Origin of the sequence: Pseudomonas sp. PDM18, assembly GCF_014852585.1 — a bacterium.
Taxonomy (GTDB): Bacteria; Pseudomonadota; Gammaproteobacteria; order Pseudomonadales; family Pseudomonadaceae; genus Pseudomonas.
Map to the genome: position 1 here is coordinate 97177 of NZ_JACVBX010000012.1, position 11625 is coordinate 108801.

Below are 11625 nucleotides of genomic sequence, written 5' to 3' on the forward strand. Positions count from 1 at the left end.
GACGGGATCATGGCTACAGAGAATGACGAGAAAATCAACGCTCAAGTAATCGCTGTATTTCCTGACAAAGTACGGATCGTCGTAGATGACCTTGAGAACTTTAAGGTTGCGGAGGAATCCCTCAAGGTTGGGTCGTACCTGAAGATCGCGGACAACGAGAATGCCATTCTCATCGCGATAATAGAGAATTTCCAGATTGCAGTCAGCGCTACAGGCAAGCGTGACTACATCATTGAAGCTTTTCCGTTAGGAATTCTGCGGGACGGAAAATTTGAGCGAGGGGGTGACTCGCTGGCGATCCCACCCAAAGAGGTACAGCCTGCGACAATCGCCGACATCATGCGAATCTATGAAGATTCGGTGCCTGCCGAGACGCGTTTCGGCTTCTCCTCCTTGGCCTCTAATCCCAACGTTCCAGTACCGGTTAACGGTAATAAGTTCTTCAACAAGCACATCGCTGTGGTGGGGTCCACCGGCTCAGGGAAGTCACACACCTTGGCGACCGTTATTCAGAAGGCTGTAGCTGGCAAGAGCGGAGACTTCTCCCTAAACAACTCCCACGTGATCATCTTTGATATCCACTCGGAGTATAAATCCGCGTTTCCTGCCGCTAACCACATAGATATTTCGAATCTGGTGCTGCCGTACTGGATGCTAAACAGTGAGGAGCTAGAAGAATTTTTCCTCGACACTGAGGCGAACGATCATAATCAGCGTAATATTTTTAAAGAAGCGATCATTAAAGATCGGCGAGAAAAACTCCAGGGAACCGACGCCGACAAGCAGAAAATTCACTTGGACACGCCTATTCCGTTCGACATCAAAGCGGTACTGGCCTATGCCGTCGCCAAGAACAGCGAGATGATTGATACCGGCGAGGTTTATGCAGCTACCAATAAGGAGAAGGCCGGTCAGGCAAAGTTCACTCAGGGTAGCCTCTATGGCAAGCTGACTAACTTCGTCAACCGACTTGAAAACAAAGTTAATGACAGCAGGCTAGACTTTTTCCTGGGTGATAGATCAAAAGAGATTACATTCGAGGAAACGCTGGAGAAATTGCTTGGCTATCACGGCGATAATCGTTCTAACGTGACGGTAATTGATCTTAGTGGCGTTCCGTTTGAGGTGCTGAGTATCACCGTTTCGCTAATTTCCCGATTGATATTCGAGTATGGCTACATCTACAAACGTATACGCTGCGCTGCAAATCCAGCTGAAAAAATTAACAATGATGTGCCTATCCTCCTGGTTTATGAGGAGGCGCATAAATACGTTCCGAACAGTGAGCTTTCCAAGTACCGCTCCTCCAAAGTCTCCATCGAGCGAATCGCAAAAGAGGGGCGGAAATACGGCGTGACTTTGCTGCTTGCCAGCCAGCGGCCGTCCGAGATCTCCGAAACGATTTTCTCCCAATGCAGCAATTTCATTGCGATGCGGCTGACGAACCCTGCTGACCAGGGGTACGTGAAGAAACTCTTGCCCGACTCACTTGGTTCGCTCATCGACAAGATGACCTCGTTCCGTCAAGGCGAGGCTCTTATGGTCGGGGAGTCCATCATTCTTCCCTCCATAGTTCAGATTGAGCCCTGTGTGGATGCGCCGTCCTCTAATGACATTCCTTACTGGCAGCTCTGGATGGAGGAATGGAAGGGCATGGACTTCGTAGCCCTGAAGGCGGAGTGGTACAAGTGAACCAAGCGTTCGGTGCTGTCTATGAGATCCGCATGTTTCTCGGCTTTGTCGTAGGGTAGCGGCCCCTGGTGACTCCCCACGGCTGCCTGGGCGAGGCTCAGGCGCCTTGGGGTGGTCGCTTCCGCGTTCTGAGGTGAATCTCTTCTGCTCCGACGGAAGGTCGTCCGGCTCGAGAGCTTTCCTATTTTACAGGCACCCTTAAGCTCTCTAGCACGGCTCTTTTCGCGTCATTTTTCAGTCAGGCTTTCCGATTTTTTTTCGCATTTTTTTGTAGGTCACCGTCCTTACTTCTCCGCCGCGAGCGCCGGCCATTTCATATGGCGGCTGCTTACTACACTGCTGAAGGTTAGGCATGGGCGTCGCGAGTGAGCTTGGTGACCCTATCCGAAGTCCCGTAGAAGAAGCGAAGGACTTCAATGGCCGGGATGATGGTGTGATAGGGATCGTCATCGCGTTCAATGCCAACGAATTAGGTATACCTAACCTCTACATACTATTGAGAAATATAAATCTCTCGAAAGCAAAAGCTCATTAATACTAGCCCAGGCCGTTTTTTATCAGCCTCAACTATATCAAAAAATCGAAGACACCAATCACGATCAAACCGCTCTATTTCGGAAATCAAAAAGGCGCTGTACGCCCCAGGTTTCGCGCAGATCAATTCCCTTTTAAAAACCCACTGCCAGTTTATAGCGGGATATGTCCTACAGAGCACATCATATCCAGCCTCCAACCCTTCCAACAACCCACTAGAGCAAAGCCTCAAAAAATCTTCCACATCAAAAACAGTGGACAAATAGCAAATTAACAGCTCCAAATCCCCAACCTTGCCTAGACTAAAAAGTACAGGCCCGTGAAACTCATAATGTAGCAACCTTCTTGAGATATCATTATACCCATCAAGCTCCTTTACTCTAGAGACAATACAGCACTCATTCAAAATACATCGCCGACTCCACAAGTAATAATCCAGAACCCGTTCCAAGACTGAAATATCAAGACCAACCAAATTACAATCCAGAATTACTTTAAAAAACTTTGCGTATCGCAATCTTGCTGCGCAAGAGACATATTTTATTTCGCGTGGTGACTGCACGAGCTTTGCATAGCTTTTAGAAAATGAAAACTCGGAAAGCCGCACATAATCCAAAGCCATTAATTCAACACTATGCTTCCAACAGCAGCTAACACCAGGACACTGGTGCGCGCGATGCCAATAAGCCGCACCAAAGTCTTCAATATCGCTATCAAGGCATAATGGGCAATATTTTCTCTCAAAGAACGCTCCAGTGGTAACTCTCTCCTCAACATGTGCAGAAGGAAGATTTGACCTCACCATCTTTAGCTCATCAACAAAAGAGAAACTGGATAACAGAAAATAATAAGAGTGACACCTTAATAGCTCTTCAAAAAAACCCAAATCAGAATTTGAAACCCGATTCGAAAAATACAACAAATCCGCCTTACCAAGGCTTGCAGGACTTTTATTCATCCCAAATAAAACACATATAACCTCTCGAAACCCTTGAGAGGTAACAACACATTGCAAGTGCGTATATCTATAAATTAAAGACTCAAAGGACTCATCGGGAAGCGGACTGGGGAAGAAGCCTATTGGGGACATAAAGCTCTGACAGCAATCTCGAGGAAGTGGGCAAACATGTCAGAATTTATTATCTCATCATTCGCCAGTTTCTCCACACCTACTGTTTTTTTGTCAGAATTTATTCTCTTCTAGGCATTTGAGAACTCTATACAGCCCGCTGAACACCGACAGTCCGCTGTCAATATTTATTACTCAGGACCACGGGGCGATTCTGGCCATACCGCCACCGCTCTTTGTCACCGCTACCAGAGCGGCATCTGGTAGCTGATGATGACCCGCGTTTCGTCGATATCGTTGCCGAAGTCGCTGCGGAAGGCGCCGTTGCGCACCTTGAAACCCAGGTTCTTGAAGGGGCCGTTCTGCACCACGTAGCCGATGTCGGTGTCGCGCTCCCACTCCTTGCCGCGCCCCTGGCCATTGAGCAGGTCGATGTGGTCGCCCTGCAGGTAGCGGGTCATGAAGGTCAGGCCGGGCAGGCCGAGGCCGGCGAAGTCGTAGTCGTAGCGCGCCTGCCAGGAGCGCTCGTCCTTGTTGGCGAAGTCGCCGATCTGCACGAAGTTGGTCAGGTACGGGTCGGTGCCGGACAGGTAAGCGAAGCCGGTGTCGCCGGACATGCGCTGGTAGCCCACGCCGAAACCGCTGCCACCGATGCGGTAGGTGAACAGCGCATTGAGCGCGCGGTTGTCGACGTTGCTGCCGCCGTCGTCAGTGGAGCGCGCCCAGCGGATATCCGACTTGAGCGATTGGCCCTCGGTGATCGGCAGGGTGTGCACCACACTCAGGTAGTGCTGGCGGTAGAAGTTCTCCAGGCCGCCGTAGTGGTAGCTGGTACTGAGGTTGTCGGTCCAGCGGTAGGTGCCGCCGGCGAGGTTGAAGCGGTCGCTGCTGGTGTGGCTGCCGAGCACGATGTTGCGCTTGTTGCCACGGGTCATCGACAGGTCTTCGTCGTTGGTCGAGTCGCGCTGTTTCACTTGGCGCAATTGGCCGAGTTGCGCGGTGAGGCCGTCGATCTCGTTGATCTCGGCCAGGCCGCCCTGGAAGGTCTGCGGGTGCAGGCGCGTGTCGTTGTATTGCACCACCGGCATCTTCGGCAGCAGGGTGCCGACCTTCAGGGTGCTTTTCGAGGCGCGCAGCTTGGCAGTCACGCCCAGGTCGCTGTAGTCGTCGGCAGCACGCTTGTCGCTGGCCGAGTACGGCAGCAGGCCGGAGCCGGTGCGGTCCGGGCTGGAGTCCAGCTTGATGCCCAGCAGGCCGAGCGCATCGACGCCCACGCCGACCGTGCCCTCGGTGTAGCCCGACTCGAAGCGCAGCAGGAAACCCTGCGCCCACTCCTCGGATTTCGACTGCGCGGCACCGCTCTGGCGGTAGTCGCGGTTGAAGTAGAAATTGCGCAGTTCCAGGTTGGCCTTGCTGTCCGCGATGAAGTCCGCGTGGGCGAACAGGGGCAGGCAGGCGAAGCTCGACACGAGCGCCCGTACGGGAAGATTTTTCATTGTTGTTGTCTCTTCGTCAGGTGAGGTGGAGGCGGCGCCGCTCCTGAAGGCGCCGCGCTTGGGATCAATCGGAGAGCAGGCCCTCCAGTCGTTGGCGGATCAGGCCCTGCGCCTGCTCGACGATGCCGCGCAGCAGTTCCTCGCAACTGGGTTCGTCATCGATCAGGCCCTGGACCATGCCCGCCGACCAGATCCCCAGGTCGGTGTCGCCCTGCTCGTAGACCGTGCGCCCGCGCAGCCCGCTGACCAGTGCCGCAATGTCGGCATAGGTGGCGTTGCCGCGCGACTCGATGGCCAGCACTTCCTGGCTGATGGCGTTGCGTGCGACCCGCGCGCTGTTGCGCAGCGAACGCATGATCACGTCGGTGGAGCGCTCGTCGGCGGCACGGATCGCCGCCTTGACCTGCGGGTGGATCGGGCATTCGCGGGTGCTGAGGAAGCGCGTGCCCATGTTGATCGCGTCGGCCCCCAGCGCCAGCGCCGCCACCAGCCCACGGCCGTCGGCGAAACCACCGGAAGCGATGATCGGTACGCTCAGCCGGTTGGCCGCCGCCGGCAGCAGGACCAGGCCGGGAATGTCGTCCTCCCCCGGATGCCCGGCACACTCGAAGCCGTCGATGGATACCGCATCCACCCCCAGTTGCTCGGCCTTGAGCGCGTGGCGCACGGCGGTGCATTTGTGGATCACCTTGATCCCGTGCTGGCGGAACTCGGCGATATGCTCGCCGGGGTTATTGCCGGCGGTTTCGACCACGCGGATGCCGCCCTCGATGATCGCCGCGCGGTACTCGGCGTAGGGGATCGGCTTCTGCGTCGGCAACAGCGTGAGGTTGACGCCGAAGGGCTGGTCGGTGAGTTCGCGGCAGCGCGCGATCTCGTCGGCCAGCGCCTGCGGAGTCGGCTGGGTCAGCGCCGAGAGCGTCGCCAGCCCACCGGCGTTGGCCACCGCCGCCGCCATCTCGGCGCGGCCCACCCACTGCATGCCGCCCTGCATGATCGGGTGCCGCACGCCGAAGGTCTCGGTGAATCGGGTCTTGAACATGCGCCTGCCTCCGAAAGGTCAGATCGGGTCCCAGGAGAACACGTCCGGGCTGCGCGCCAGGTCCATGAAGCTGCCGCGCAGCGCGGGCATGCCGTGCTCGGCGATGCTCTGCGGGGTCCAGCCGTTGTCGCTGTGCACGCTGCGCAGCGGGCGGCTCTGGCTCATCAGGAATATCTCGTGGTTGCGCGCGGCGAACACCTGGCCGTTGACCGCACTGGCGGCGTCGGAAGCGAGGTACACGGCCAGCGGCGCGTTCTTGTCGGGCGTCATGCGCTGCAGGTTTTCCACCCGCGCCTTCTGCTCCGGCGTCTCGGCCGGGATGGAATCGGTCATGCGACTCCACGCGAAGGGCGCGATGCAGTTGGAGCGCACGTTGTAGCGCTGCATGTCGAGGGCGATGGACTTGCTCAGGGCGACGATGCCCAGCTTGGCCGCCGAGTAGTTGGCCTGGCCGAAGTTGCCGATCAGCCCCGAAGTGCTGGTCATGTGCACGAAGGCGCCGCTGTTCTGCGCGCGGAAGTGCTCGGCAGCGGCGCGGCTGACGAAGAAGCTGCCATTGAGGTGCACGTTGATCACCGACAGCCAGTCCTCGGCGCTCATCTTGTGGAAGATGGTGTCGCGCAGGATGCCGGCGTTGTTCACCACGATGTCGACGCGGCCAAAGGCATCGATGGCGCTGGAAACGATGCGCCGGGCGCTGTCCCAGTCCGACACGCTGTCGGTGTTGATCGCGCCGTCACCGCCGCGCTGGCGGATCAGCCCGAGGGTTTCCTCGGCCGGGGACGCAGAACCGCCTTCGCCTTGCAGGGATACGCCGATGTCGTTGATCAGCACCCGCGCGCCGCTGTCGGCCAGGGCCAGGGCGATCTCGCGGCCGATGCCGCCACCGGCGCCGGTGACGATCGCTACCTTGCCTTCGTTGAGTCGTTGGGTCATTGCTAATTCCTTACTGTTCGGTTCGTTCAATCGGAGAATTCGTTGCGCGCACGATCAGCTCGGCAGGCCGAGCACGGCCTTTGCCAGGATGTTGCGCTGGATTTCGTTGGTGCCGCCGTAGATGGTGGTCGGCCGCGACTGGATGAAGATGCCCGCCGGGTGCAGCTCGGGATCGTCGCTGAAGGGGTTGAGCAGCGCCGAATCGAGGCCGGCGATCTCCAGCCCCAACTCGCTGATGCGCTGGTACAGCTCGGACTGGTGGATCTTCAGCAGGGAAACGTCCGGCCCCAGTTCCTCGCCACGCCGCAGGCGTTCGGCGAAGCGCTCGTAGAGCGCCTTGTGGCAGTCCAGGTCCATGCTCAGTGCGGCGAAGCGCTGGGAGAACACCGGGTCGTCCCACAGCCCCTGGTGACGCGCCAGGCGCACCAGACGTTCGAGGGCGAAGGTGGCCTGCTTCGGCGAGCCGAGGAAGATGCGCTCGAAGCCCAACAGCGCCTTGGCCATGCCCCAGCCGTGGTTGACTGCGCCGACGAGGTTCTCCTCCGGCACGCGCACGTCGTTGAAGAACACCTCGCAGAACTCGCCCTGCAGTTCGAGGTTGAGGATCGGCCGCACCTCGACGCCAGGACTGTCCATCGGCACCAGCAGGAAGCTGATGCCCTGCTGCGCCTTGGCGCTGCGCTCGGTGCGCGCCAGCACGAAAATCCAGTTGGCCTCGGTGCCCATGGTGGTCCAGGTCTTCTGGCCATTGATCACCCATTCGCCGTCCCGCAGCACCGCCTCGGTGCGCAGGCTGGCGAGGTCCGAGCCGGCGTTGGGTTCGCTGTAACCCTGGCACCAGATGTCTTCGCCACTGAGGATGCGCGGCAGGAAGCGCTCGCGCTGGGCGTCGCTGCCGTAGCGGATCAGCAGCGGGCCGAGCATGGTGATACCGCTGTCGGGCAGGCGCGCGCAGCCGTAGTTTTCCATCTCCTCGATCATGATCAGCTGCTTGCCGGCAGACAGCCCCATGCCGCCGTGCTGCACTGGCCAGCCGGGGCACAGCCAGCCCTGCTGCGACAGCGCCTGGTACCACTCCCAGGTGTCGTCGCGACCCAGGCGGTGGGCCGGATTGCGGATGCGTTGCGGGTAGTTGGCGGCGACCCAGTCGCGCACCAGCCGGCGGAATTCGTCATCGCCCAGGGCGTTGTAATCGGTCATGTCACTGCTCTCTTGATTACTGGCCCCGGAAATTCGGGGAACGTTTTTCGAGGAAGGCGGCCTTGCCTTCGGCATGGTCGGCGCTGAGGAACAGCTGGCTCTGGAAGTCGCCCTCGCGTTCGAGCAGCAGTTCCAGGCCGTCGGCCAGCAGCGCCTTGGTCAGCGCCAGCGGCAGCGGTGCCTGCTGCTCGACCTTCGCAGCCAGCGCCAGCGCGGCATCCAGCGCAGCACCCGGCGCGCAAAGCTGGTCCACCAGGCCGATGCGCAGCGCCTCTTCGGCCTCGATCACCTGGCCGAACATCAGCACCTGCCGAGCACGACCGATACCGACGCGCGCCGGCAAGGTGTGCAATTGGCCGAGGTCGGCGATCAATCCGACCTTGCCAAAGCCGGCGGCGAAGCGTGCCGTGCCGCCGCACACCAAGCTGTCGCAGGCCAGCGCCACCGACAGCCCGGCACCCACCGCCCAACCTTCGATGGCAGCGATGATCGGCTTGCCCATGCGCAGCATCTGGCGGATCAGGTCGGCGTTCTTCTGCATGCGCACGCGGCCGGCGTTGAGGTCGGTGACGTGCATGTCGCTGAGGTCGCCGCCGGCGCTGAAGACTTCCGCCGAGCCGGTGAGCACCACGCTGCGTACGGCGGGATCGGCGTCCGCTTCACGCAGCGCTTCGAGCAACTCGGCACGCAGCGCGGGGGACAGCGCGTTGCGCCGCGCCGGATTGTTGAAGCGCAGCAAGCGCACCGAGCCGTGGGTTTCCTGCAGCAGCATCTCGCTCATCACGCTACCTCCGCATGCAGCAGGGCGATGTAGCGCGCCCGGTGGAAGGCCAGCGAGCCCTGGCTGTTAAGCAGCACCATGGCGCGTCGCAGGAACAGGCCGATGTCGGCCTCGTCGGTGTAGCCGATGCCGCCGTGCAGCTGGATCGCCTGGCGGGTCACCAGCATGGCCGCTTCGGCGGCGCGCACTTTGGCGGTGGACACCAGGCGCTGCACCTGCGCGACCGGCGCGCCTTCGTCCAGCGCGGTGGCCGCTTCGCCGACGATGGCGCGGGCCAGTTCGATCTGCAGCTTCAGGTCGACCATGCGGTGCTGCAGCGACTGGAAGCTGCCGATCTCGCGGCCGAACTGGCGGCGTACACCGAGGTAGTCGCGGGTCTGTTCGAAGGCTGCGTCCATCAGCCCGACCAGATACGTCGCGCAGGCCAGTGCCGATTCGTCGAGGGCAGCGGGAGAGGCTTCGACCCGTTGCGCCGGCGTGCCGTCGAAGCGCAGGCGCGCCAGGTGGCCGCCGTCCTGGGTCGGCTCCTGATGAACGCTCAGTCCTTCGGCATTGCGCTGCACCAGCGCGAGGCCGGCGTTGCAGGCGACCAGCCAGGCATCGGCCGCAGCGCCCAAGGCCACATGGGCGATCTCGCCGCGCAACTGGCCATCGCGCAGCACCGGCAACGCAGCGCCCGCCTCAAAGCCGATACCGGCGGGCAGGATCAACCGCTCGCCAGCCAGCAATGCATCGCGCTCGTCAGCCTGCAGCAAAGGCGCGACCAGGCTCGCCTCGATCAGCGGCTCGGGCAGCAGGCCGCGCCCGAGTTCTTCCAGCAGCGCGGTGTACTCGGCCATGCCCAGGCCGCTGCCGCCCAGCTCTTCAGCGAGGCGCAGACCCGGCCAGCCCATGGCGCAGACTTCGCCCCAAGCGTCGCGGTCAACGCCCGTCGACTGGAAGCGCAGGCGGCGTACCCGTCCCAGGTCGCCGCCGCGCGGGACCAGGGAGGCGGCGCTGTCACGGATCAGCCGCAGGCGCTCTTCGCGCTCCTCGGCCATCGCGGTGTGGTCGGTCATTTCATCATTCCCGTGTCGGTTGAACAGCTCCGGCCGCCGCGGGCCGGTACTTGAAACTGCCGGTGGCGCTGGCGATCAGCTCGCCGGCTTCGTCGTAGATATCCGCCGCACAGAAGCACAGCGTGCGGGTGCGCTTGAGCAGCCGGCCGACCGCGTTGATCTCGCCGCGGGTGCTGCCCATGAAGTGGGTGGCCATGTCGATGGTGACCATCGAGCAGCCCGGCATCTGCGCGCGGATCGCCCCGGCCATGGCAGCGTCGAGCACGCTCATCAGTACGCCGCCGTGGAAGCTGTCGATGTAATTCATCAGCTCCGGGCGGTGGCGCAGGCGTACCCGCACGACATCGCCGTCGATCCAGCGCTCCAGGCCGAGGAACTCCTGGAAGGTGTATCGATCGCGGGGGAACATGTCCGGCCCGGGCGCGTTGGCGGCGCTGGTGAGATCGGTCATCGCAGGCTTTCCTCGGTGACGGGTTGGCCCAGTGGGCGGGCAGTGCTGTGCGTCGACGCGCGCGCCGGCGCGCTGGGCTGCGCCGTGCGCGCTTCGCGGTTCGGGTCGTACAGCCGGTTGGGGATCATCAGCGCCGGGATAAGCCCGGTGATGACGTAGGTGATGCCCATCACCAGGAAGCCCGCGCCGATGGACACGTGGGAGGCCAGCAGGCCAATGGCCGCCGGGGCCACTGCCGCGCCGATGCGGCCGAGGTTGTAGGAAGTGCCCACGGCAGCACCGCGCACCTGGGTGGAGAAGCTCTCGGTCATGTAGGTGGCCAGCACGCCCACCGGTACGCCGTAGATGAAACCGAACAGGGCGAGGATCCAGACGATGTTGTCCGGCGTGTGCCAGAACACGATCACCGGCATGAAGATGGCGGTGCCGATGGCGCCGGCAGCGAAGGTGGCGCGGCGGCCGAAGCGGTCCGAGGCGATCCCGGCGAGCACCTTGCCGAGGATCATCGCGGTGTAGGTGCCGACCATGTAGCCGGTCATGGACTTGAAGTTCATGCCCAGCTCGCTCTCCAGGTACGAGGGCATCCAGTTGTTGGTGCCGTAGTAGCCGAACAGCAGGAAGCACGAGGTGAGGCTCCAGAGCACGAACATACGGCGGGTGGACGGGTCGACCAGCAATTGGCGCATGCCGCCGCTGCTGGCCGCCTGGCGGGTGGCGCCGGCAGCACGCTGCTGCGCCCGTTGCGCACGAGCCGCCAGCCACGACGGCGACTCAGGCACCCAGGGCCGCAGCGCCAGGCAGATCAGCGCCGCACCGATGGCGGTGAAGAACAGCGCGCGCCAGCCGTAGTCCGGAATGATCTGCCCGGCGAGGACGGTCGCCACCAGGTAGCCCACGGTCCAGCCGGCCTGCATGGTCGCCAGGATGGTGGTGCGGTATTTGGCGGTGACGAACTCGGACATCAGGATGTTGCAGGCCACGAACAGCGACCCCAGGCCCAGCGAGGAGACGAAGCGGATCAGCGCGAAGGCCCAGTAGTTGTGCGCCAGGCCCAGCAACGCGGTGCCGACGGAGAACACCAGGATGGTCCAGGTCACCACGCGCACCCGACCGAAGCGGTCGCACGCCCAGCCACCATAGATGCCGCCGATGGCCATGCCGGCCAGGGTGATGCTGCCCAGCGAGCCGGCCTCGAAGTTGGACAGGCCGAACTCGGCCTTGAGGCTGTTCAGGCTGTAGGCGAGGAACATCAGGTCGGCGCCGTCGGCGAGCAGACCCAGGAAGCAGAAGAAGAAGGCGATCACCAGGGTCCGTCGGGGTATCGCGGAGCCCTGGGCCAAGCTGTCGGATGCGTTCATTGTTGTTG

10 protein-coding genes are annotated in these 11625 nt (G+C 61.4%); 1 reads left to right on the forward strand and 9 read right to left on the reverse strand.

What is annotated here, in order from left to right; translation table 11 throughout:
- Positions 1-9: 9 nt before the first annotated feature.
- The gene (locus IB274_RS22465) at positions 10-1692 is read left to right on the forward strand and encodes an ATP-binding protein (protein ID WP_138216945.1); all 1683 of its coding nucleotides are present in this window, start codon (positions 10-12) and stop codon (positions 1690-1692) included.
- A gap of 493 nt (positions 1693-2185) precedes the next feature.
- Here the strand turns inward: IB274_RS22465 and IB274_RS22470 are convergent, their stop codons facing one another.
- From IB274_RS22470 to IB274_RS22510, 9 genes are all read right to left on the reverse strand, one after another.
- Positions 2186-3316 carry a TniQ family protein gene (locus IB274_RS22470; RefSeq protein ID WP_138216944.1) on the reverse strand — a complete coding sequence of 377 codons (1131 nt, stop codon included), beginning with the start codon at positions 3314-3316 and terminating at the stop codon, positions 2186-2188.
- A gap of 224 nt (positions 3317-3540) precedes the next feature.
- The gene (locus tag IB274_RS22475; RefSeq protein ID WP_192434861.1) at positions 3541-4791 is read right to left on the reverse strand and encodes an OprD family porin; all 1251 of its coding nucleotides are present in this window, start codon (positions 4789-4791) and stop codon (positions 3541-3543) included.
- A gap of 64 nt (positions 4792-4855) precedes the next feature.
- The gene (locus IB274_RS22480; protein ID WP_192434863.1) at positions 4856-5833 is read right to left on the reverse strand and encodes an NADH:ubiquinone reductase; all 978 of its coding nucleotides are present in this window, start codon (positions 5831-5833) and stop codon (positions 4856-4858) included.
- Positions 5834-5851: 18 nt separating this feature from the next.
- Positions 5852-6769, reverse strand: coding sequence for an SDR family NAD(P)-dependent oxidoreductase (locus tag IB274_RS22485; protein WP_015475457.1), 918 nt, complete (start codon positions 6767-6769; stop codon positions 5852-5854).
- A gap of 54 nt (positions 6770-6823) precedes the next feature.
- Entirely contained in the window at positions 6824-7969 is a 1146-nt protein-coding gene (locus IB274_RS22490) for an acyl-CoA dehydrogenase family protein (RefSeq protein ID WP_192434864.1), read from the reverse strand.
- A gap of 16 nt (positions 7970-7985) precedes the next feature.
- Entirely contained in the window at positions 7986-8741 is a 756-nt protein-coding gene (locus IB274_RS22495) for an enoyl-CoA hydratase/isomerase family protein (RefSeq protein WP_192435077.1), read from the reverse strand.
- A gap of 8 nt (positions 8742-8749) precedes the next feature.
- Positions 8750-9808, reverse strand: a complete 1059-nt coding sequence (locus IB274_RS22500) for an acyl-CoA dehydrogenase family protein (protein ID WP_192434866.1) — start codon at positions 9806-9808, stop codon at positions 8750-8752.
- A 4-nt stretch (positions 9809-9812) separates the two neighbouring features.
- Positions 9813-10217, reverse strand: a complete 405-nt coding sequence (locus IB274_RS22505) for a PaaI family thioesterase (RefSeq protein WP_192435079.1) — start codon at positions 10215-10217, stop codon at positions 9813-9815.
- Positions 10218-10255: 38 nt separating this feature from the next.
- Positions 10256-11617, reverse strand: a complete 1362-nt coding sequence (locus IB274_RS22510) for an MFS transporter (RefSeq protein WP_192434868.1) — start codon at positions 11615-11617, stop codon at positions 10256-10258.
- Between the last annotated feature and the right edge of the window lie 8 nt (positions 11618-11625).